Annotated in this window: 19 protein-coding genes; 6 read left to right on the top strand and 13 right to left on the bottom strand. The window is 66.6% G+C overall.

The window, feature by feature from the left end:
- The first annotated feature begins 18 nt into the window (after nt 1–18).
- From G342_RS0107400 to G342_RS0107390, 3 genes are read left to right on the top strand one after another with little or no spacing between them, the layout of a single operon-like run.
- Nucleotides 19–1569, top strand: coding sequence for a sugar ABC transporter ATP-binding protein (locus G342_RS0107400; protein WP_018182483.1), 1551 nt, complete (start codon nt 19–21; stop codon nt 1567–1569).
- Nucleotides 1566–2546 carry an ABC transporter permease gene (locus G342_RS0107395; RefSeq protein ID WP_018182482.1) on the top strand — a complete coding sequence of 327 codons (981 nt, stop codon included), beginning with the start codon at nt 1566–1568 and terminating at the stop codon, nt 2544–2546. Before G342_RS0107400 ends, G342_RS0107395 begins: the two co-directional genes overlap by 4 nt.
- Nucleotides 2543–3556, top strand: coding sequence for an ABC transporter permease (locus G342_RS0107390; protein WP_018182481.1), 1014 nt, complete (start codon nt 2543–2545; stop codon nt 3554–3556). The genes G342_RS0107395 and G342_RS0107390 overlap by 4 nt, the downstream gene beginning before the upstream one ends.
- A gap of 33 nt (nt 3557–3589) precedes the next feature.
- On the opposite strand, the gene G342_RS0107385 is transcribed toward G342_RS0107390, so the two are convergent.
- Nucleotides 3590–4948, bottom strand: a complete 1359-nt coding sequence (locus tag G342_RS0107385; protein ID WP_018182480.1) for an aminotransferase family protein — start codon at nt 4946–4948, stop codon at nt 3590–3592.
- Nucleotides 4949–5274: 326 nt separating this feature from the next.
- Here G342_RS0107385 and G342_RS0107380 point away from each other — a divergent pair, with 326 nt between their 5' ends.
- Nucleotides 5275–6162 carry a DMT family transporter gene (locus tag G342_RS0107380; RefSeq protein ID WP_026304219.1) on the top strand — a complete coding sequence of 296 codons (888 nt, stop codon included), beginning with the start codon at nt 5275–5277 and terminating at the stop codon, nt 6160–6162.
- A 55-nt stretch (nt 6163–6217) separates the two neighbouring features.
- Here G342_RS0107380 and G342_RS0107375 read toward each other — a convergent pair whose 3' ends face one another.
- Nucleotides 6218–7327, bottom strand: coding sequence for a linear amide C-N hydrolase (locus tag G342_RS0107375; protein ID WP_018182478.1), 1110 nt, complete (start codon nt 7325–7327; stop codon nt 6218–6220).
- Between the two features lie 309 nt (nt 7328–7636).
- Nucleotides 7637–8257, bottom strand: coding sequence for a hypothetical protein (locus G342_RS0107370; RefSeq protein ID WP_018182477.1), 621 nt, complete (start codon nt 8255–8257; stop codon nt 7637–7639).
- 175 nt (nt 8258–8432) lie between these two features.
- On the opposite strand from G342_RS0107370, the gene G342_RS0107365 reads away from it, so the two are divergent.
- The gene (locus G342_RS0107365; RefSeq protein ID WP_018182476.1) at nt 8433–9863 is read left to right on the top strand and encodes an aldehyde dehydrogenase family protein; all 1431 of its coding nucleotides are present in this window, start codon (nt 8433–8435) and stop codon (nt 9861–9863) included.
- 285 nt (nt 9864–10148) lie between these two features.
- On the opposite strand, the gene G342_RS0107360 is transcribed toward G342_RS0107365, so the two are convergent.
- The 10 genes from G342_RS0107360 to G342_RS23540 all read right to left on the bottom strand — a co-directional run bounded on the left by G342_RS0107360 (nt 10149) and on the right by G342_RS23540 (nt 20312).
- Nucleotides 10149–10481 carry a hypothetical protein gene (locus G342_RS0107360; protein ID WP_018182475.1) on the bottom strand — a complete coding sequence of 111 codons (333 nt, stop codon included), beginning with the start codon at nt 10479–10481 and terminating at the stop codon, nt 10149–10151.
- A gap of 123 nt (nt 10482–10604) precedes the next feature.
- Nucleotides 10605–11690 carry a GGDEF domain-containing protein gene (locus G342_RS0107355; RefSeq protein ID WP_040878380.1) on the bottom strand — a complete coding sequence of 362 codons (1086 nt, stop codon included), beginning with the start codon at nt 11688–11690 and terminating at the stop codon, nt 10605–10607.
- Nucleotides 11691–11897: 207 nt separating this feature from the next.
- Nucleotides 11898–13247 carry an SH3 domain-containing protein gene (locus tag G342_RS0107350; RefSeq protein ID WP_018182473.1) on the bottom strand — a complete coding sequence of 450 codons (1350 nt, stop codon included), beginning with the start codon at nt 13245–13247 and terminating at the stop codon, nt 11898–11900.
- Nucleotides 13248–13485: 238 nt separating this feature from the next.
- Entirely contained in the window at nt 13486–15081 is a 1596-nt protein-coding gene (locus G342_RS0107345; protein ID WP_018182472.1) for an ABC transporter permease, read from the bottom strand.
- Nucleotides 15078–16103 (bottom strand): extracellular solute-binding protein, encoded by a 1026-nt coding sequence (locus tag G342_RS0107340; RefSeq protein ID WP_018182471.1) that lies wholly within the window; start codon nt 16101–16103, stop codon nt 15078–15080. The genes G342_RS0107345 and G342_RS0107340 overlap by 4 nt, the downstream gene beginning before the upstream one ends.
- Before the next feature lie 426 nt (nt 16104–16529).
- A complete protein-coding gene (locus G342_RS0107335; protein ID WP_018182470.1) occupies nt 16530–17270 on the bottom strand; it encodes a glutamine amidotransferase in 741 nt (246 codons plus the stop codon).
- Between the two features lie 69 nt (nt 17271–17339).
- Nucleotides 17340–17825 carry a tellurite resistance TerB family protein gene (locus G342_RS0107330; protein WP_018182469.1) on the bottom strand — a complete coding sequence of 162 codons (486 nt, stop codon included), beginning with the start codon at nt 17823–17825 and terminating at the stop codon, nt 17340–17342.
- A gap of 666 nt (nt 17826–18491) precedes the next feature.
- Complete coding sequence (infA, locus tag G342_RS0107325) at nt 18492–18773, bottom strand: translation initiation factor IF-1 (RefSeq protein ID WP_018182468.1); 282 nt, start codon at nt 18771–18773, stop codon at nt 18492–18494.
- 10 nt (nt 18774–18783) lie between these two features.
- On the bottom strand, nt 18784–18990 hold the full coding sequence (locus G342_RS0107320; RefSeq protein ID WP_018182467.1) for a cold-shock protein: 207 nt from the start codon (nt 18988–18990) through the stop codon (nt 18784–18786).
- Nucleotides 18991–19043: 53 nt separating this feature from the next.
- The gene (locus G342_RS23540) at nt 19044–20312 is read right to left on the bottom strand and encodes a DEAD/DEAH box helicase (protein WP_198010750.1); all 1269 of its coding nucleotides are present in this window, start codon (nt 20310–20312) and stop codon (nt 19044–19046) included.
- Nucleotides 20313–20618: 306 nt separating this feature from the next.
- Here G342_RS23540 and G342_RS0107310 point away from each other — a divergent pair, with 306 nt between their 5' ends.
- Nucleotides 20619–21563 (top strand): DMT family transporter, encoded by a 945-nt coding sequence (locus tag G342_RS0107310; RefSeq protein ID WP_051094138.1) that lies wholly within the window; start codon nt 20619–20621, stop codon nt 21561–21563.
- Nucleotides 21564–21571: the final 8 nt, after the last annotated feature.

The following is a 21571-nucleotide window of genomic DNA, read 5'->3' as shown; positions in this document are numbered from 1 at the left end:
TCCGATAGAAGACCGCCCATGACAGACGTCGCCAAGTCCGACGATGCATCCGCGTCGCACCCAGCCGTCGCGCCGCTCCTGACGCTGCGCGGGATCTCCAAGAGTTTCCCCGGCGTGCGCGCCCTCGACCAGGTCAGCCTGGAGATCTATCCGGGCCAGGTCACCGCGCTGATCGGCGAGAACGGCGCCGGCAAATCGACGCTGGTGAAGATCCTGACCGGCATCTACCAGCCGGACGCCGGCGAGATCGCCATCGACGGGACGCCGGTCGAGCTCGGCTCGCCGCACCGCGCGGCGCTGCAGGGCATCACGGCCATCCACCAGGAGACCGTGCTGTTCGACGAGATCTCGGTGGCGGAGAACATCTTCCTCGGCCATGCGCCGCGCACCCGGCTCGGTTTCATCGACTGGCGCGCCCTGCGCCGTCGCGCCCGTGAAGTCCTGGGCGCCATGGGCGCCGGGCACATCTCGCCCGATACGCGGCTCAAGGAACTGTCGATCGCCAACAAGCACCTGGTCGGCGTCGCCCGCGCGCTGTCGATCGATGCGCGCATCGTCATCATGGACGAGCCGACCGCCGCCCTCTCCTACAAGGAGATCGGCGAGCTGTTCACGCTGATCGAGATGCTGAAGGCCGACGGCAAGGGCATCCTGTTCATCAGCCACAAGTTCGACGAGATCTACCGCATCGCCGACCGCTACGCCGTCTTCCGCGACGGCCAGAGGGTCGGCGCCGGCCCGCTGCCGGAGACGCCGCAGGCCGAGATCGTCAAGATGATGGTCGGCCGCTCGGTCGACCAGATCTATCCCAAGCATGCGGCGACACCGGGCGATGTGGTGCTGAAGGTCGACGACCTCAGCCATCCGACCGAGTTCGACGGCATCCGCTTCGAGCTTCGGCGCGGCGAGATCCTTGGCTTCTACGGCCTGGTCGGCGCCGGTCGCAGCGAGGTGATGCAGGCCTTGTTCGGCCTCACCCGGACCTCGCGCGGCAGCATCGAGCTCGACGGACAGGTGATTGCCCCGCGCTCGCCGGCCGACGCCGTCGACGCTGGCATCGTCTATGTGCCCGAGGAACGCGGCAAGCAGGGCGTCGTGCTCGGCCTTCCGATCTTCGAGAACGTGTCGCTGCCGTCGCTGAAGCGCACCAGCCGCCATGGCGTCCTGCGGCTGAAGGAGGAGTTCGACCTCGCCCGCGCCTATACCGAGCGGCTGGATCTGCGCGCCTCGTCGCTGAGCCAGGACGTCGGCACGCTGTCGGGCGGCAACCAGCAGAAGGTCGTGATCGCCAAATGGCTGGCGACCGGGCCGAAGGTGATCATCCTCGATGAGCCGACCAAGGGCATCGACATCGGTTCCAAGGCCGCCGTGCACCAGTTCATGGGCGAACTGGTCGCGCAGGGCCTGGCGGTGATCATGGTTTCCTCCGAACTGCCCGAGGTGATGGGCATGTCGGATCGTATTGTGGTGATGCGGGAGGGCCGCATGGTCACGCTGCTGGACAACAAGAACCTTTCGGCCGAGGCGCTCGTCAGCGCCGCCGCCGGCATCCGGGGAGACGAGGCATGAAAGCGCTGCTGAAACAGCGCGAGTTCTGGCTCCTCGCGGTCATCGTCGCCGCCATGTGGCTGGTGTCGCTCCGCTCGCCGGGCTTCATCCAGCCCGCCAGCCTCGCCAACATCCTCAACGACACCTCGATCCTGATCATGCTGGCGCTCGGCCAGATGGTGGTGATCCTCACCCGCTCGATCGACCTCTCCATGGCGGCCAACCTCGCGCTGAGCGGCATGGTGGTGGCGCTGCTCAACATCGCGTTTCCCGGCCTGCCGATTCCGGTGCTGGTGCTGACGGCCGCCGTGTTCGGCACGCTGCTCGGCGCCTTCAACGGCCTTCTGGTCTGGAAGCTCAACATTCCGCCGATCGTGGTGACGCTCGGCACGCTGACCATCTATCGCGGCATGATCTTCGTCATCGCCGGCGGCTCGTGGGTCAACGCGCACCAGATGACCGACGCCTTCAAGGCGCTGCCGCGCGGCAGCTTCGGCGGCATCTCGCTGCTGAGCTGGTTCGCCATCCTCGTCGTCGGGCTGTTCTACCTGCTGATGACGCGCACGCCACTCGGCCGCTCCTTCTATGCGACCGGCATCAACCCGACCGCCGCCACCTATGTCGGCATCGACGTCGGCCGGACCCGCTTCATCGCCTTCTGCGTGTCGGGAATGGTGTCCGGCGTCGCCGGCTATCTGTGGATCGCCCGCTACGCGGTCGCCTATGTCGACGTGGCCGGCGGCTTCGAGCTGACCATCATCGCCGCCTGCGTGATCGGCGGCATCTCGATCGCCGGCGGCATCGGCTCGGTCGCCGGCGCCGTACTCGGCGCGATCTTCCTCGGCGTCGTCAACAACGCGCTGCCGGTGGTCAACATCTCGCCCTTCTGGCAGATGGCGATCTCAGGCCTCGCCATCTTGCTTGCCGTGATCTTCAACGCCCGCACCGAGCGCAAGCGCGGCCGCATCATTCTCAAGCAGGCGGAGCACGCGGCATGAGCGAGCTGACTTCCAACGACACCGCGCCGCGTCGCATTCCCGACCGGCTCGGCAGCCCGCTGCGGGCGCGCCTGCTCTCCTGGGAAATGCTGCTGCTCGCCGTCGCCGTCGCGATCTTCATCGCCAACAGCCTCGCCTCGCCCTACTTCCTAGACGCCTGGAGCCTGTCCGACCTAACCTTCAACTTCACCGAGAAGGCGCTGATCGCGCTGGCCATGGCGCTGCTGATCATCAGCGGCGAGATCGACCTCTCGGTCGCGTCGATCATCGCGCTCAGCTCGACGCTGATGGGAATGGCCGTGCAATACGGCGTCGGCACGCCGGGTCTCGTCGCCATCGGCATCGGCACGGGCCTGCTCTGCGGCGCCTTCAACGGCCTTCTGGTCACCCGGCTCGGCCTGCCCTCGATCGTCGTCACCATCGGCACGATGAGCCTGTTCCGCGGCATCAGCTTCATCATCCTCGGTGACGGCGTCTACAAGGGCTATCCGAGCAGCTTCGGCTTCTTCGGCCAGGGCTATGTGTGGTGGGTCATCTCGTTCGAGCTGGCCCTCTTCCTGGTCACCGCGGCGATCTACTTCTTCGTGCTGCACAAGACCAGCTTCGGCCGCCGGATCTTCGCCATCGGCAACAATCACGTTGCCGCGCAGTTCTCGGGATTGCGCGTCGGGCAGATCAAGTTCGTCCTGTTCTGCCTGACCGGGCTGATGTCGGGCATCGCCGCCGTGCTGCTGACCTCGCGGCTCGGCTCGACCCGGCCGGCGATCGCCCAGGGCTGGGAGCTCGAGGTGATCACCATGGTGGTGCTCGGCGGCGTCAGCATCCTCGGTGGCGCCGGCGGCATCCTCGGCGTGGTGATCGCCGCCTTCATCATGGGGCTGATGACCTTCGGGCTCGGCCTGCTCAACGTGCCGGGCATCGTGATGTCGATCTTCACCGGCATGTTGCTGATCATCGTCATCGCGCTGCCGATCCTGTTCCGCCGGCTGCGCAACGCGAAACCCGCCTGACGCCCGCGAGGGCGCCAGGCGACGTCGGACCCGTCAGGCGAGACCGCGCTCGCGCGCCACTTCGTGGACGGCGCGGGCGCAGACCTCGACGGCGGTGTCGAGCTGCGACCGCGTCGTGATCAAGGGCGGCGACATTTCGAGCGCCGTACCGATCCGGCAGGCGAGCACGCCATGCGCGCGCATGCTCTCGACGATCACCGACACCGTGTCATCCTCGAACTTCGCCTTGCTGGCGCGATCGGCGGTGAAGTCGACGCAATGCCAGAGGCCGAGGCCGCGCACCTGTCCGACGATCGGATGGTTTTCAAGCGCCGCCGCCAGCTCGGCGCCAAAATAGGCGCCATTGTCTCGGGCGGCATCGACCAGCCCGTCGCGACGCTTGATGGCGATCGCCGCATTGGCCGCTGCCGCGGCACTGGCGTGGCCGGCGAAGGTATGGACATGGCGCAGCATCGGGATCGCGTCGGCGATCGCGTCGGTGGTGATGACGGCGCCGATCGGCGCATAGCCGCCGCTGAGCGCCTTGGCCATGGTCAGGATGTCCGGTTCCAGCCCGAAATGCTCGCAGGCGAACCATGTGCCGGTGCGGCCGAAGCCGGTGATCACCTCGTCGGCGATCAAGAGCACGCCGTGCTTGTCGCAGATCTCGCGCACGCGCTGCCAATAGTGCCGGCTCGGCACCTGGACACCGTTCGCCTGCATCACCGGCTCGCCGATGAAGGCGGCGACGGTATCCGGGCCCTGCAATTCGATCTCGCGCTCGAGATAGGTGGCGCAGAGCTCGAAATAGGCCTCCTCCTCCATGCCAAACGGATTGCGGTAGCGGGTGGGGTTCGGGATGAAGCTGTGCCCGGGCACGCGCGGCTCGAAGATCTCGCGGACCGCCAGCCAGTCGGTGACCGACAGCGCCCCCATGCTGGAGCCGTGATAGGCGTTCCAGCGCGAAATCGTCTTGTAGGCGCGCGGCTTGTTCCCGCTCTCGCGCTGGTATTGCTTGGCGAGCTTCAGCGCCGTCTCTACCGATTCCGAACCACCCGAGGTGAAGGCGACCCGCTTCAGCGATCCGGGCGTCAGTTCGGCCAGGCTGGCCGCGAGCCGGATGGTCGGCTCGGCGAAATGGCTGGTGGTGCCGACATAGTGCACCGCGCTCATCTGGTCGAACACCGCCTGGGCGATCTCGCGATTGCCGTAGCCGAGCGAATTGGCGCGGGTGTGCGAGCCCATCATGTCCAGCATGGTGTTGCCGGCCAGGTCGGTGAGCTCGATGCCCTCGCCCTTCACATAGATGCGCGGCCCTTCGCGCCGGACGGTTTCCTGGTCGATGACCGGAAACAGGCAGTGCTCGAACGCCAGTCGCGTCAGTTCGTCGGCGTTGGATGTCGCGGCAGTCACGTCTTGGATCCTCCCCAGAATTCCATCTGCGCCGGACCATAGCCGAGGCGACACGGAAAGCTAGGACCGCCTCGTGCTACCTCCGGCTGCCGGATCCCCCAAGCGTCGGGAACCCCGGCGCGGCCCGGAGCTCGCTGGGATCAGCGATCCGGCGCGCGGCCGTGCGTCGATCCGCGGCGGACGGACGCCGCGCGGCATCCTTGCGGTTGGCGGCCGGCGGTCGCTATACCTTCGCCCGTCCGGCGACCGAGAATGGCGGCGGACGATCGCCCGGTTCGTACGCGTCGGGCCAGCGCCTCCCCTCGCCAACCGGTTCCCCCCGCGCCATGAAGCCCTCCGAACTTTTCGCCTATCTGTTCCTGGCCGTAACCTGGGGGTTCTCCTTCCTGATCCTGCTCAAGGTGGTGCACGCCTTCGGCTGGGTCGGCGCCGTCGCCTTCCGCGCCTTCATCGCCAGCGGCGTGCTGCTGGTCGTCGCCTGGGCGACCGGAAGGCGGCTCCGCTTCGCGGCCGGCTGGCGTCCTTTCGCCGTCGTCGGCGCGACCACTGTGGCGGGGCAACTGATCGGCCTCTCCTTCGCGACGCCCCGGATCGGCACGGCGATGGCGGCGATCTGCGTCGCCTCGATCCCGCTGTTCTCGATGGTGATCGGCCGGGTGTGGGGCAATGAGCGGATGAGCGGCCGCAGCGTCGCCGGCCTGGTGCTCGGCTTCGCCGGCATCGTGCTGCTGGTCGGCTTCCCGGCCGTGCCGGTGACGCCCGGCTTCGTGCTCGGCTGCGCGGCAGCGCTCGCCAGCGCCTTCTGCGCCGCCTTCGGCAGCAACTACGCCAACCGTCATCTGCGCTACACCGGCGCCCTGGAGGTGACGATCGGGTCGTTCTTCGCCGGCGGGCTGCTGGCCTTGCCGCTGCTGCCGGCCGTGCCGGTGCCCGGCGTGCCGGGACCGGTCGACTATGCCTATCTGCTGCTGCTCGGCGGCGTGATGAGCGCCGTGACCTATGTCACCTATTTCTGGCTGCTCGGGCGGATCGGCGCGACCCGCACGATCAGCGTCGAATTCGTCGTCACCGTCTTCGCGGTGCTGATCGGCGCGGGCCTGCTCGGGGAAACGCTCACCCTAGTCCAACTCGTCGGCGCGGCCGTGATCATCGCCGGCTGCGCCCTGGTGCTGGGCATCGTGCCGAGCCGTCCGCTCCGCGAAAAGGCACGGTAACGCGGGAGACGGACGCCGGATCCCGTTCCGGGACGCCCGTCTCCTAGTCTCACACTCAGGCGGCGACGCCCTTGAGCAGGCCGGTCGCGTCCGGCGCAGCGCCGCTCAGCTTGGCGAGCGGCAGCACCTTGGGCTCTCCGACACTGGCGAGCGCCGTCAGATCGAGGCGGGTGAAGTTGATGTCGTCATAGCCGCGGATCAGGAACTGGCCGCGCTCGAGGTCGGTGAGGCTGGTCCAGCAGGTGAACTCGGTCGCGTATTCCTGGGCGTTCGGATCCGACAGACCCGCGACTTCCATGTGGCTGCCGCCATCCTGCGGATAGTCGATGGTGATGTCGCGCGGCCGGTCGAAATTGTTCATGACATGGGCGAGGGTCAGCAGCGCGCGATCGGGCGTCTTCGCCTTCTCGGCATAGTTCGCATAGAAGGCGGCGCGGACGAAGCGGCCGACCGAGGTGTTGGACGCCGGCAGACCCGCGGTGGCGATGCCGGAATCCGGCTGGCCCACCTTGAAGGTGCCGAAGCTGCCGGTCGACTTGTCGACATTGGTGAGGAAGCTGTAATTGGCGAGATTGGTCAGGTGCCAGGGGAATTCGGGCCCGTTGGTCATGACGCGGACCGGATTGTCGTAGACCGTCATGGCGCCGCGATTGAATTCGATGACGATCGAGCCGCCCGACGCGTCGTTGACGATGTAGTGGAAGGGCGATTCGACTCCGCCGAGCACCGCGAGCGGCACCAGGCTGACCGGCTGCGCGGCGAGCGCCGCCTTCACCTCGGCGGCGGTCGCGAACGAGCCGAGGATCCAGGAACCGAGATCGGAGGCCGACAGCACGGCGCGCGTCGCTTCCAGCGACTGGTGGCCGGCGGCGGCCGGATAGGACAGCAAGCTGAAGGTCAGGCCCTTGTCGTTGAGGCCTTCCAATACCTTCAGATCGGCGATCTGCATCGGCGCCGCAGCCGTTGGAATGCGCACGGGCATCGTGATGGACAGCAGCGCATGCGCGGTCTTGTACTCCAGCGCCGGATGACCCTCGATCTCGGACCGAACGGGGAAGCCGGCGGGGAGGTAGACCACCTGGTAGGGAAGATCGAGCGTCAGCTCCAGCGTACGGCCGAGATAGGGCTTGCCATTGGCATCCTGGTAGATAAGCGCTGTGCACATACCGGCATTTCCTTAGAACGTGAGACAGGGCGCGTCGTTTGGCTGCGACCGGGCACAAGCTCGGAGACAGACCTGCGCCCCGCTGGCGCCTCCTCAGAAGCGCCGGGAACGCCTGCCTGCGATCGATCCTGACGCCCCACGCCACATCCATCCGTTTGTTCTCTTGGCATACTTCTCGAGGAGCGAAAAGCGCGGAGATCGCCTATTTCCGGTTGCCGGGCGAAAACGCCGCGACCGGGCGACGTGGTTCGGCCCGGTCACCGGAATAGCTGCCGGAGGGCTGGCGGGCCGGCCGTGCGGCGGCCGCCTTCAGGGCAGGATGAGGTGGATCGCGGCGGTGAAATGCATCGCCTCGACCGTCAGCCAGGCGGAAGCGGCGGCGAGGATCTTGCCCGGCAAACTGTCGGTCGGCGTGCGGCGGCGCGGCGCCGGTTCGCCCTCGGCGCGGCAGTCCTCGAAATTGACCAGATGACGCAGCGGCGAGCCGCTGGCGGCGGCGCGATCATGCATGACGCTGTAGCGCGCGCCGGGCTCGATGCCGGTGACGATGCCTGAATTGTCCTGGCCGAGCACCTTCGGCCAGACGACGCGATCGCCGATCCGGAAGCGCTGCCGGATGTCGTTGTCGAAGGCCCAGCGCGCCTGCACCGCCTCGAGCCGCTCGGCCAGCATCGAGCCGTAGTCGTCGAGCGCCGCGCAGACGGCCTCGCCGCTCTGCCAGGCCTCGTAGCGCGCCAGATCGCGACCGAGTTCCTCGCCGTCCTTGGTGATCTCGCCATAGGTGGCGATGTCGTGCGGTGCGTCCTGAAAGCGGTCCGCCCGGATCAGCCCGGCCTCGAGCAACCGGACGGCCAGTTGGGTGGCGACAGCCAGCCGATCCTCGAACGACAGATCCGTGGGGCGCGACAGCCCGGTCAGCGTAGCGGACATCCTGAACCCGTTCCCCGGCCCCACCTCCACCATGGAGCGGCCGGCCACACGGCGCATCATGACGGCGAAAGCGGAGAAAAGAAGGCTGTCGATTGATCGGGGGCCCGGACTTGTCGGTTGAACATCCTGTCGGCTCTGGTCAATCTAGGCGGAGCTGCACAAACGGAGGATTCTCATGTCGCATGAACTGAAGTTCTATATCGACGGCGCCTGGGTCGACCCCACGGTTCGCAAGGTCATCGACGTGATCGATCCCTCGAACGAAGACGCCTTCGCGCAGATCTCGCTCGGCTCGAAAGCCGATGTCGACAAGGCCGTCGCCGCCGCCCGGCGCGCCTTCGAGACATTCGGCTTCACCAGCCCGGCCGAGCGGCTCGAACTGCTGCGCCGCGTCGTCGACATCTACAAGAAGCGGAGCAAGGATCTGGCGCTGGCCGTCTCGCGCGAGATGGGCGCGCCGCGCCAGTTCGCGCTCGATAGCCAGGTCGGCATCGGGCTCGCGCATCTCGAGAAGATCGTCGAGGTGCTGAAGGGCTTCTCGTTCCAGCACGCCAAGGGCACGTCCATGGTGGTCAAGGAGCCGATCGGCGTCGTCGGCCTGATCACGCCGTGGAACTGGCCGTTGAACCAGATCACCTGCAAGGTCGGCCCGGCGCTCGCCGCCGGCTGCACCATGGTGTTGAAGCCGAGCGAGATCGCGCCGCTCGACGCCATCATCTTCGCCGAGATCCTCGACGAGGCGGGCGTGCCGGCCGGCGTCTTCAACCTCGTCAACGGCGACGGCCCGACGGTCGGCGAGGCGCTTTCGAGCCATCCCGACATCGACATGATGTCGTTCACCGGCTCGACCCGCGCCGGCATCCTGGTGGCGAAATCGGCCGCCGATACGGTCAAGCGCGTGGCCCAGGAGCTCGGCGGCAAGTCGGCCAACATCCTGTTCCCGGACGTTGATTTCTCGGTCGCCGTGCCGAAGGGTGTGGCGAACTGCTTCGGCAATAGCGGCCAGTCCTGCAACGCGCCGACGCGGATGTTCGTGCCGCGCGACCGGCATGACGAGGCGGCCGAATATGCCCGCGTCATGGCGGAGACCTTCGTCGTCGGCCCGGCCGATACGCCCGGCACCAAGCTCGGCCCGGTCGTCAGCCAGGTCCAGTACGACAAGATCCAGGCCCTGATCGAGAGCGGCATCGCCGAAGGCGCGACGCTGGTCGCCGGCGGCCCCGGCCGTCCGGCCGATCTGAACCGCGGCTACTATATCCGCCCGACCGTCTTCGCCAACGTGACGCCGGAGATGCGCATCGCTCGCGAAGAAATCTTCGGGCCGGTTCTCGCGATCCTGCCCTATGACACAGTCGAGGACGCGATCCGCATGGCCAACGACACGCCCTACGGCCTCGCCGCCTATGTCCAGTCCGCCGATATCGAAACGGCCCGCAAGGCGGCGGCCCGGCTGCGCGCCGGCGCCGTCCACATCAACTATCCGGCCTGGGATGCCGGCGTGCCGTTCGGCGGCTACAAGCAGTCCGGCAATGGTCGCGAATATGCCGAATACGGCCTTGAGGATTTCCTCGAGACCAAGGCCATCCTCGGCTACGAGGCGGCCTGACGCTGAGAGCGTTTTCAAGCGAAGCGGATACCGGTTCGCATCAGGAAAACGCGACCCAACCGATAGTCAGAGGAGGGGCCGGTGCCATGCCGGCCCCTTTTTTGTTCCAGAATTGGCTCCGCCGACGTGCAGCCGGCAAGAGTTTGCTTTAGGCGGGTAAGCGCCGCTTGGCGGGACGCCGATGCCGGGCATCCGAACGCGATCTTCCGCCCGGCGTGAAGACGATCCTCCACCCGGCGCCGCACCGCCGGCGTCGCGAGAGCTGCCGGGCAATGTCGTCTGGCGCTAGCTCAGCGTACGGTTCTGGGAGGCGGCGTGCAGGTCGCCGAGTTCGATCAGACGCAGGAAATCGGCATCGGAATTGTCGAGCCCGTGCCGGCGCAGGGTCAGGAACTCAAGCGACTCGGCAATCGAAAGGCCGCGAAAGCACTCCCGGCCGGCGCCGTCGATCACCAGCGCGTCGGTCGCCTCCAGCCTTTCCCGCTCGTCGTCGGTGAGATCGAGCAGGCGCGGGTTCCGGCTGACGGAACCGCCGCCGCCCGGCGTCCGTCTCATACCGGCAAAATCACCGCCAAGCTGCGACTTGCGGGGGAATTTCGGCTTCTTTTCCAGCGGCATCGCTTCTGCCCTATCCGTCATTACTGACGCGATATGGCAGCCTCAGCCGTTCGCAAATTCAAAAGGCGGTCATTGCAATTTGAAGCATCTGACGATTCCGCCCGTCGCGCTCCGGCGCCGCGTTCAGTGGCGCGAATCCGACATCATCTTGGAATGCTTCTCCATCGACATCAGCGCCCCGGCCTGGCCGAGCAGATCATCGAGCGACAGCGCGCTGCCTGCCCTCGCTTGAACGATGCCGACACTGACTGAAAGTTGGCACTGCGCCGGCGACAGGCGATTGAAGTAGTCGAGCCGCGCCCTGAGGCTGTTGCGCAGCGTCTCGGCCGGCGCCAGCGGAGCCGGAACGAGCACGCAGAACTCGTCGCCGCCCATGCGTCCGACGACATCCGAATGCCGCACGCTGTCGCGCAGCACGCTGGCGCAATCGGCGATCAGACTGTCGCCGACGGCATGGCCAAAAGTGTCGTTGACCTTCTTCAGGCCGTCGACATCGATGATCGCCAGCTGGCAGCCGCGCCCCTGGGCGATGATCGCCTCGGCGGCGCGCCGGAAGCCACGCCGGTTGAGCAGGCCGGTCAGCTCGTCCGTCATCGAGAGCTCCTCGATGGCCGCCTTCGCCTTTTCGAGCTCCTCGGCCCGCATGCGGACCCGCTCCTCGAGCTCGGAATGAACGCGGATGTTCTCGATCGCCAGCGACACGGATTCGGCGAGGCGCTTCAGCAGGCGCAGATCGGCCTCACCCGCGGCGTCCGTTTCGGCGAAATAGACGGCGATCGCCGCGATCGGCTCCTGCACCCGCACCGGCACGATCACCAGGCTGCGGACGAAGGTCGAGCCGTAGAGGGCCTGATCGATGCGCTCGTCGGCCTGGGTGTCCGGAATGATGACGGCCTGGCGATGGGTCATCGCCCAGCCGGCGATGCAATTCTGGAGCGGGAAGCGCATGCCCTTCCAGAGCGGCGCGACAGCCTCTTCGTCGACATAATGGCTGAATTCACCATCGCGCAGGATGAAGGCGGCGCCATCACCGCCGGTCATCTGGCGGGCTGTCGCCCGGGCGATGCGCTGCACCTGCCCGATATCGCGGGCAAAGGCGAGCAGCTGCATCGCAGCCAGCAGGATCTCCATGCCGCGACAATAGCGCTCCGTATTGTGAGCCGTCGCATCGGCGGGTTCCCCCGCCAGTTCCGATCCGAGCCCTTGCATGTCCGCTTTCAGTCGTCCTGCCGTGATTCCTTCCTCGTAGCAGATGACGCGCGGTCCGCCCAGTCAAACTGGCGGCATGAATGCAAAGAGTGTCCTAGTTGGCAACAACAGCGACGCCGGCCGCCGCCATCATCCCTGCGGAAGGACGCCCTGGCATTTCCGGAACATTCGGCATGTCGCGCCTAAGTATCGAAGAGCGAAGACCGATCAGAGCGCGGCAAGGAAACGCTTGAAGACGAACCCGCGCTTGTCGCCAGCGACGACCTCGCACCAGCCCTTGCAGCTGACCACCTCGACCTGAGCGCCCGGCTTCAGATAGCCGACCGTCGGCGCGGCATTGTCGGGGTTGCCCCGCAGCTTGACGCCACTGGTGACCTGCGCCCGGCCCGGGCCGAGATCCGCGATCGACGCCGCCTTGGTGGTCGGCGTCGCCACCGGGGCGGCCGCAGCCGGGCTTGCCGGGGTCGCTGCGGCGCCGCCGACCTCGGAATTCGTCGCCGCTACCGGGGCCGCGGGTGCCTCCGGAACGATGGCGGCATTCGTCGCCGCGACGGCCGCGGCCGGGGCCGCAGCCATGGCGTAGGCGGCCCGCACGCTGGGCTCGACGTCCGCCGTGCCGCCGGCGGAACCGGCCTTGGCCGACAGGCCAGCCGGCAGCATCATCTCGGAGCCGCGCAGCTGCGGCGCCTCCGGCAGGGAGAGGTCCTCGGCGGCGCGGTCATAGGTCTGCTTGCCCTCGGGGGCCACGGCGGGCTCCGGCTCGGCCGCGGCCAGCTGGACATCGCCGGCGGCCATGGCGCCGTCAAGTTCGGCGGCGACGGGAACTTCGGGAGAGGATGTCAGCGCCCGCACCGTCAACAGAGCGCCGCCAGCCACGACCACCAATGCCACGGCCATGGCGACGATCGACTGGTTCAACGCGAACTGGCGACGCGGCGGTCGCGCAAGATGGTCGCGATCCCCGACGATCGCCTCGCCCTCGACGAGATTGAGGCCGTCGACGGCCTCGGAAAGACGCAGCGCCAGCTCGCCGGCGAGCCGATCTTCCAGAATTTCGGGATCCGCCTGGGGTCGCGGCGCGGCGGGGCGCAGCCTCTGTCCGCGCGCCAGCAACAGCTCGACCGCGAGCCGGTCATGCTGGGGGACATCCTCCTGCTGCGGCGGCGCCGGCGAAACGGCGTGTTCGATCTCGGCTTGGGCGAGCGGCAATTGCAGCTGGCCCGGCGACGGCGCGATCCGCACCACATCGGGCGCTCGCGACGACATCGCCTTATTGAGATCGCTCATCAGGGCGGCTTCGAGTTCCGCAGCCAGATCCTGGAGCCGCGCCAGAGGGGGCTCGGAAGCCTGGGACTTGGGATGGGAATCATCGGAATGCAGGGGCTCGGCGCGTGGCGGCTCTGCCTGCAGGGCTGCCCGCATCGGCGGAATACCGATGGTCGGGAAGCGATAGAGGTTCTCGCGGAGGTTTTCGGCCTTCGTGGCGGCGCCGAACTCAGCCGGCTCGGCCGAATTGCGCTGGCGCAACGCGGCGGCGGATTTGACGGAATTGTTCATGGTACTCATCTCGACTTTGTTTCGACACGTAACCCCCGCTGCCGCCAAAACAATTCAGAAAAACTCATTGGTTAATATTTTCATGCGCCGCTTTATACTGAGTTGATATCTAAATAAGTCGCACGTACACGCGTTCGATCCGGCTCGGACCGTTCGATCGTCAACATGACGGGGAAATGCGGCGACTCTTTGCCGTTCTTCGCGACGACACCCGACGCGCGGCGACGGCCTTCGACGTCTACGTCGTTGCTTCGCTGATCTGGCGTTCCGGAACGGATTTCAGCATCCGCAGGGTGAAGATGTAGACGGGCACACCCGAGATCAGCACCAGCAGCGCGGCGAAGGGCGCGGCGGCCGCGTAGGCGCTGTCATTGGTGTGCGACCACACTTCGGTGGCGAGCGTGACCACGCCGGTCGGCGCGAGGATGAGGGTCGCCGTCAGTTCGCGCATCAGCTCGAGCGCGACTAGCGCCAGCGCGGCGCCGAGGCCGGGCGCCAGCGCCGGCAATGTCACGGACAGGAACGCCCGCAGCGGGCTGCGGCCCAAGGTGCGCGCCACCTCCTCGATCTCGCGCGGCACCAGTTCGGCCGAAGCGCGGATCGCCGATTGGGCGAGCGGCAGGAACAGGATGGCATAGGCCGCGAACAGCACGACGCGGGTCTGGTAGACCGACGGCAGCAGGCGAATCGAGAGATAGACCAGCGCCAAGGCGACGACGAGGCCCGGCAGGCCGTGCACGACATAGGGAAGCCGGTCGGCAAAGCGGGCGAACACGCCGCGGCTGCGCAGCACGAGGAGAACCAACGGCAGGGCGATGACCGTCGTCACCACCGTGCCCGGCAGCGCCAGCGACAGAGAGCCATAGAGCGCAGGACCGATCGCCTCCAGGCCGCGCCCGGCCGAGACGCCCTTGACGAGCCAGTAAAGCAGCCGGCCGAACGGCACGCCGAGCGCCAGAAGCGCCACCACGACGAAGCCGAGCGTCACGAGCGGCGCCGCGCGACCGAGCCGCGCCGGGGCGATGCGCCGGGCGGTGTTGCGGCCGACCTTGGAGAAGCGGACGCCGCGCCGGAGCCACATCTCGCCGAAGGCGACGGGCAGGCACAGCAGCATCAAGAGCGCCGACAGCACGGCGGCCGAGGCGTTGTCGAACTGCAGCTCATACTGTTGGAAGATCGCCGTGGTGAAGGTCTGCACGCGCAGCAGCGACAGCGCGCCGAATTCCGACAGCATGTGGGCGGCGACCAGCAGCGCTCCGCCGCCGAGCGCGGGAATCGTGCGCGGCAACGTGACCCGTAAGAAGGTCTGCCACGGCCCCTTGCCGAGCGAGCGCGACACCTCCTCCATGCCGGGATCCATGCTGCGCAGCGCCGCCGCCACCGGCAGGAAGATCAAAGGGAAGCTTTCCATGCTGAGGATCAGGATGGCGCCCGGCATGCCCTGAAAGGCGGGGCCGAGCGATTTCCAGGCGAAGCTGGCGACAAAGGCCGGCATGGCGAGCGGCAGGCAGCAGAGGACGCGCCAGATCCGCCGGCCGGGAAGATCCGAGCGCTCGGTGCACCAGGCGGCGGCGAAGCCGATCAGGCAGCAAGTGAACGTCACCGACAGGCAGAGTGTCACCGTATTGCCGAGCAGCATCAGCGTGCGTCGCCGGCCGAGCTCGGCCAGGATGCCCTCCCAGCCGGCGCCCCAGGAACGCAGCAGCACATAGACGATCGGCAACGCGATCAGCGCCGTCGGGATCAGCGCAAGCGCCACCAGCAGCCGCGAGACGGGCGGGCCGCCCGCGTCGCGTCTGGATGCGCCATCCCGATCGCCGGAGGAACGCGTCAAGCGAGATCCGCCTCGCGCAGCAAGGCCAGGGCGTCGGCGGCGTCGCCGAGATCGGCCGGCGTCACCGGGGCGGGATCGAGCTGGTCGAAGGGTTTCATCGGAAAGGGCGAGACGACGCCCGGCCGGAGCGGATATTCGGCGATCGCGCCGACGATCGCCGCCTGGCCCTCGGCACTGACCATGAAGGCGACGAAACGCTGCGCCGCCTCGCTCTGCTTGGAGCTCTTGAGCACGCCGGCGCCGGAGACGGTGATCAGCGTGCCGGGATCCTGGTTGCCGATGTGGTAGAGCGCCGAATTCATGCTGTCGGGGCCGAGCTCCTTCTCGAGCGCATGCCAGTAGTAGTTGTTGCTGAGCGCCACGGCGATGTCGCCGCCCTCGACGGCCTCCACGGCGGCGGAATCGCTGTTATAGACCTGGCCGTACTGGCGCAGGCCCTTCAGCCAGGCGAGCGCCGCGTCGCGCCCCTTCATCAGCGAGACGGCGACGACCTGCTGCTGGAAGGCGCCGCTGTTCGGCGCGAAGGCGACCTTGTCGGCCCAGGCCTCGCCGGCGAAATCGAGCACGGTCTTCGGCAGCGCCGACAGCTCGATCATCTCCTTGTTGTAGACGACCACGCGACAGCGCGCGCCCGCCCCGATCCAGGCGCCGGACTTGGCGGCATAGGCAGCCGGAATCTGCTTCAGCGTCTCGGCGTCGAGCGGGGCGAGCAGTCCCTTCTCGTCGATCGCGGCGAGCGAGGGGCTCTCCTCCGACCAGAAGACGTCGGCGGGCGAATTGGCGCCCTCCTCGATCAGCTGGCTGGCGAGCTGGGCGCTGTTGCCGTTGCGGGACACGACGGCGATGCCCGTCGCCGCCGTAAAGGCGGCGACCAGTGCCTCGACGGGCGGCCGGTGCTGGCCGTTGTAGAGCGCCAGCGTCTGGGTCTGCGCATGCGCCGGGGTCACTCTGCCGCTGATCAGCGAGGCGCCGGCGACACCGAGGCCGACCCGCATCAGCTGACGTCTGGAGACGTCGTACATTGGAATAACTCTATGTTATTGCAGCCGATTGTTTCCGTACCAATACCCGCGGGCGGGCCCTGTCAACACCACGCGGGCGCGACACGACCGGCCGAGCGGCGGCCGGATGCGGCAGAGATGCGGGAAAAGGCGGGACGGGATGGGCGCGCCGGCCAGGCAAGGCGGCGGGCAAGCGGAGCGGAGAAGGGCTACCGGGGGTCATCGGTTCGACCCTTCTCCGTCCGATAGGAGCTGATTACGCAATACCGGAACATCAGCTTGGCATATGTCTCGCAAGCTTCCTGCCAGGCGCCGCGACCACGCCTGCCACTACATATGGTTATAATTTGAATCAATTCAGCCAGATCTGGCGAAGGTTAACGTCCGATTCACCTTCCGCGCATTGCAATCTGCAACGGGATTCGCAGATTGCAACGACAGCGCCGCTCAGACGGCCTCGACCGGCTCCGGATTGGCACGCTCGCGGCGCGGCAGGCGCAGCCAGAGATCGAGGAAGCCATCGAGGAAATGCGAGGTCTGCGCGTCATAGACGGCGCGACCCTCCATATGGCGCTCGCGCGGTTGGGCGCCCGGCAGCGTGAAGCGGTCGGCGCCCTTGGTGGTCCAGCGATGCATCATCGCCAGCGTCAGCTCGATATGAAACTGGAAGGCGAAGGCGGCGGGGCCGTATTGGAAGGCCTGGTTCTGGTAGAGCTGGCCTTCCGCCAGCAGGGCAGCGCCGGACGGCAGGTCGAAGCCCTCGCCATGCCACTGGTAGACGGTCTCCGGCCACGGGCAGAGCCCCTGCCCGGCCTCGGTCGCCTGCAAGGGGTAGTAGCCGATCTCGACCAGGCCGTCGTCACGCGGCGCGACGCGGGCGCCCAGCTGGCGCGCCAGCATCTGCGCCCCGAGGCAGATGCCGAGCAACGGCGCCTGCTCGTCCAGCGGCACCGACAGCCAGTCGATCTCGCGGCGGATGTAGTCCTCGTCGTCGTTGCAGCTCATCGGCCCGCCGAACACGATGGCGCCGGCATGACCGGCTAGCGTCTCGGGCAGCGGGTCGCCGAAGCGCGGCCGTCGGATATCCAGATCGTAGCCGCGCTCGCGCAGCCGCAGGCCGACACGGCCAGGGGTCGAGTGCTCCTGATGCAGGATGATCAGAACGGGCGGCTTCTCGGACGGCAACAATGGTCCAACGATCCTCGCTACTGGTCGATGTCTCGCGGCGCGGCTAGTGGCAGCCCGGCGAGAGAGCGGTCAGCCTTCCTGCGGCGCGATGTCCGGAACGACATTGCCGCCCGACTGCACGATCTTCTTCAAGCGAAGCCGCGCCCGGCCGGAAACGCCGAGCAGATCGGCGACGCGCCAGATGACATTGTCCTCGAACTCCGTCAGCCGACCATCGGCATAGACCAGATCCCACATCATGGCGATGATCTGCTCGCGATCGACCTCGTCCAGCCGCGTTTTCAGCAGGCTGGTGAAACGATAGAAGTCGACGGCCTCCTCGTCGGCCTTCTCGGCCGCGCGGATCAGGTCCTCGGTCGCATCCTCGTCGAGCCCGTAGCGGTTCTTCAAGAGTTCGTGAAGACGCAGACGTTCCGGCTCGGCCACCTCGCCGTCGACGGCGATGACGTGATGGAGCAGCGCCGCCGCGGCCAGGCGATGGTCATCCTCGCCAAACCCTCGGTCGGCCTCGCCGCCGGTAAGCTCGGCGAGGAAATTGCGAAATACGCTCAGCATTCAATTCCTCCGGAAGTCCGTCCCGATGACGGACGCGGCCGATCAGAGCCCCAAGCTGCATGAGAATAAGGCAAGGGTAGGAAATCATCGCGCGACATGCCGTCGCCGGACAAGGGAGAGAACGCGGCCGCCGCAGAAAGGCCAGAATCCAGCCAAGGAGACCGCCGCCGCCCTCTTCCATGCGCGCCAGTAGAGAGCGCACAAAAATAAACCGCCGGCTGTTGAGACCGGCGGCTGAAACATAACTAAAGAAGAACAACTCTTTGCCCGAACCAAAAAAAACTCGAGCTCATCAATTCTAACTACAACTGCGCTTCAAATAACCTTCGAATACAGTTCAAACCGGGAAATTCCCGAAGCTGTCAAAGCGGCAGAGACTATTGAAGAGTGAATCGTCCGCCCCCGCGACTAGGAAAGAATATGGATTTCCCCGCCGAGACGCAAGCGGGTTTTAGCCATCGGCTGCCACATTTTTACAACCGCGCCGGATTTCGGCCGCAAATGAGGTTAATCGGCGGAAACCATGATGTGGAACGGCGACGGGTCGCCATGGCCTGCGCCGGGCAGCGAGCTGGAGCCGTCGGCCAACGCCAGGCAGGCCCGGAAACGGAAGAGCCGGCGCGATTGCTCGCGCCGGCTCTCGTTTTCATCACCTGGCGTCGGATGTCAGCGTCGACGCGCCGCGCCACCGCGGAAAGGCGGCCTTGGTGCTTGCGAGGCAAGCGGTTCGCCCTTGTGCCGGAAAACCAGTCGCGCACGATCGAGATCGTATGGCGTCATCTCGACGGTTACGCGGTCGCCCGCCAGCGTCTTGATCCGGTTTTTCTTCATCCGGCCCGCAGTGTAGGCGACGACGACATGCCCGTTCTCGAGTTCCACGCGGAACTTGGCGTCGGGCAGTACCTCGACGACCGTACCCTCGAATTCGAGCGCTTCTTCCTTCGCCATGTGTTGTTCCTTACGAGACCTTCAGTTCCGTCGCGGACGTCTTGCCGCGACGATCGGTCTCGAGTTCGTACGAGATCTTGGCGCCGTCACGCAGCGTCGACAAACCAGCGCGCTCAACGGCGCTGATATGCACGAACACATCCTGACCACCCTGGTCGGGCTGGATGAATCCGTAACCCTTGGTCGCATTGAACCACTTCACTGTACCCGTCGCCATGGAAATCTCCTTCAGTCTGGCGGTAGAGAACTTTGCTAACGACCGTCCCGTCGTCAAGCGGCTCGGCGGCGTTGTTGGCCACGCCACCGATTTTTCTTGCTCTTTTCTTGCATAGGCTGCCCGTCCCGAGCCGGCTTGTCACCCCGCTGCGTGTCCGCAACGGGTCTCGGAGCCGAAGACGGGGCTTTGAAATTGGTCGCGACTTCCGGAATCGGACGGCGAATCAGCCGCTCGATTGCCTTCAGACGCGCAGCTTCGCCAGCGTCGAACAGAGAGAGTGCGAGCCCGCTGCGACCAGCGCGTGCCGTACGTCCAATTCGATGGACATACGATTCCGGCTCGTCGGGCAGGTCGAAATTGACCACATGGGTGATGCCGGAGACATCGATGCCGCGCGCGGCGATGTCGGTCGCGACAAGAACCCGGAGGCTTCCATCCTTGAAGCCCTCCAGCGCCTTCTGACGGGCGCCCTGCGACTTGTTGCCATGCAGGGCGAGCGTCTCGACGCGCGCCTTCTGCAGGTGCTGCGCGACGCGATCGGCGCCGTGCTTGGTGCGCGTGAAGACGATGACGCGTTCCATCTCCGGATTGGCAAGCAGATCCAGGAGGAAATTGCGCTTCTCGGCCGTCGGCACGCGATAGAGCTTCTGATCGATGCGATCGACCGTGACCGCCTCGGGCGTCACCTCGACCCGGACCGGGTCCTTGAGGATCTTACGCGAGAGCGTCGCCACCTCGGCCGGCATCGTCGCCGAGAACAGCAGCGACTGACGGTTCTCCGGCAGCAGCGCCACGATCTTCATGACGTCGCGGACGAAGCCCATGTCGAGCATGCGGTCGGCTTCGTCGAGCACGAGATGGGTGACCTGGTCGAGGCGCAGCACGCGCGCCTGGAGATGGTCGAGCAGACGGCCCGGCGTGGCGACGAGGATGTCGACGCCCTTCTCGAGCGCGCGGATCTGCGGCTGATGGCCGACGCCGCCGAAGACGAGCGCGTGACGGATGCCGAGGAACTTCGAGAACTTGCGCAGCTCGGAATCGATCTGGATCGCCAGTTCCCGCGTCGGAGCGAGAATGAGGGAGCGGGCACTCTTCGGCTGGAGGCCGTCAGCGCGGCGCGACAGATGCTGGAGGATCGGCAGGCCGAACGCGGCGGTCTTGCCGGTTCCGGTCTGGGCGATGCCGAGCATGTCGCGGCCTTCGAGAAGTGCGGGAATTGCCTGGGCCTGGATCGGCGTCGGCGTCGAAATGCCGGCCACGTCAAGCGCACGCACGAGCGGTTCGGCAAGAGCCAAAGCCGCGAAATTGGTCAATTGATTCAAGAAGAAAGCCTAATTATGCGGACACCATCGGTATCCGACTTCTAGCCATGACCCACGCGCGACAGGATCAGAGGACGGGGTCGTGTCCCGCCTCACCAGCGAGATAGAGCCACCGAAATCTTCGCGTGGCACAGCGCGATCACGATGATCGTCGTCGCGTATATGCAGACTCGCCGACGAAAAAGCAACCGAAAAGTCGCAGGCGGGCAGAAGAGGCTGCCGGACACGGCCGGAGCGGCATGGTTCTTCTTGTCTCTGCCCCGCTTCTGTGCAGAGTGCCCATTCAATCATCCGTCATGTGATTTCATGTCCGCAACCACCCCCACCGCCTCCGCACGCACCCTTTCAGGCCCGGTTCTCGGCATCGCCCTGATGGTCCTCGGCATCTTCCTCTACTCAGCCAATGATACGCTCGGAAAGTGGCTGACCGCCACCTATTCCGTCGGCATGATCATGCTGGTGCGCTCGATCGCCGCCATGTGCGTGCTGACCCCGTTCATCCACAAACAGGGTGGCCTGGCGAAATTGCGCCAGGCGCCGCGCCCCGGACTGCAGCTGCTGCGCGTCTTCGTCACGGTCGGCGAGATCGGCTTCTTCTACTGGTCGGTGTCGCTGCTGCCGCTGGCCGACGTCATGACCTACTACCTGGCCGGCCCGATCTATGTGACGGCGCTGTCGGCCGTGCTGCTGAAGGAAAAGGTCGACGGGCCGCGCTGGCTGGCGATCCTGGCCGGCTTCATCGGCGTGGTGATCGTGCTGCAGCCCTCGTCCGAGAGCCTGAGCTGGGGCGCGCTGATCGCCATTGGCGGCAGCCTGTTCTTCGCCGCGCTGATGATCGTCACGCGGCAGTTGCGCGGCACGCCGGATTCGACGCTTCTGACCTTCTCGACGATGGCAACTCTGGTCACCGGCGCGGTGATCGCACCCTTCACCTGGGTCACGCCGACGCCGATCGACTTCGGGGCGCTGGCGCTGATCGGTGTCGTCGCGCTCCTCGCCCAGCTCTGCGTCACCCGCTCCCTGCGGCTGGCGCCGGCCTCGGTGGTCGTGCCCTACCAGTACACCATGCTGATCTGGGCGGTCGTGTTCGGCTACTTCGTCTTCGGCGACGAGCCCAAGATCTCGATGCTGATCGGTGCCGCCATCATCATCGCCGCCGGCTTCTACATCTTCTGGCGCGAACAGCGGACCGGCAAGCCGAAGCCGGGCGACACCATCGCCGAGGAAGTCGGCGACAACGTTCCCGGCTAGCGGGTCTC

The organism is Kaistia granuli DSM 23481 (genome assembly GCF_000380505.1).
GTDB classification, from domain to species: Bacteria; Pseudomonadota; Alphaproteobacteria; order Rhizobiales; family Kaistiaceae; genus Kaistia; species Kaistia granuli.
The sequence above is the reverse complement of the archived record's forward strand: the minus strand, read 5'-3'. Positions and strand labels throughout refer to the sequence as shown.

Coding starts and splice junctions, on each gene's coding strand:
- G342_RS0107400 (WP_018182483.1), top strand. CDS start 19: ATGACAGACGTCGCCAAGTCCGACGATGCATCCGCGTCGCACCCAGCC.
- G342_RS0107395 (WP_018182482.1), top strand. CDS start 1,566: ATGAAAGCGCTGCTGAAACAGCGCGAGTTCTGGCTCCTCGCGGTCATC.
- G342_RS0107390 (WP_018182481.1), top strand. CDS start 2,543: ATGAGCGAGCTGACTTCCAACGACACCGCGCCGCGTCGCATTCCCGAC.
- G342_RS0107380 (WP_026304219.1), top strand. CDS start 5,275: ATGAAGCCCTCCGAACTTTTCGCCTATCTGTTCCTGGCCGTAACCTGG.
- G342_RS0107375 (WP_018182478.1), bottom strand. CDS start 7,327: ATGTGCACAGCGCTTATCTACCAGGATGCCAATGGCAAGCCCTATCTC.
- G342_RS0107370 (WP_018182477.1), bottom strand. CDS start 8,257: ATGTCCGCTACGCTGACCGGGCTGTCGCGCCCCACGGATCTGTCGTTC.
- G342_RS0107365 (WP_018182476.1), top strand. CDS start 8,433: ATGTCGCATGAACTGAAGTTCTATATCGACGGCGCCTGGGTCGACCCC.
- G342_RS0107360 (WP_018182475.1), bottom strand. CDS start 10,481: ATGCCGCTGGAAAAGAAGCCGAAATTCCCCCGCAAGTCGCAGCTTGGC.
- G342_RS0107355 (WP_040878380.1), bottom strand. CDS start 11,690: ATGCAAGGGCTCGGATCGGAACTGGCGGGGGAACCCGCCGATGCGACG.
- G342_RS0107350 (WP_018182473.1), bottom strand. CDS start 13,247: ATGAACAATTCCGTCAAATCCGCCGCCGCGTTGCGCCAGCGCAATTCG.
- G342_RS0107340 (WP_018182471.1), bottom strand. CDS start 16,103: ATGTACGACGTCTCCAGACGTCAGCTGATGCGGGTCGGCCTCGGTGTC.
- G342_RS0107330 (WP_018182469.1), bottom strand. CDS start 17,825: ATGCTGAGCGTATTTCGCAATTTCCTCGCCGAGCTTACCGGCGGCGAG.
- infA (WP_018182468.1), bottom strand. CDS start 18,773: ATGGCGAAGGAAGAAGCGCTCGAATTCGAGGGTACGGTCGTCGAGGTA.
- G342_RS0107320 (WP_018182467.1), bottom strand. CDS start 18,990: ATGGCGACGGGTACAGTGAAGTGGTTCAATGCGACCAAGGGTTACGGA.
- G342_RS0107310 (WP_051094138.1), top strand. CDS start 20,619: ATGTCCGCAACCACCCCCACCGCCTCCGCACGCACCCTTTCAGGCCCG.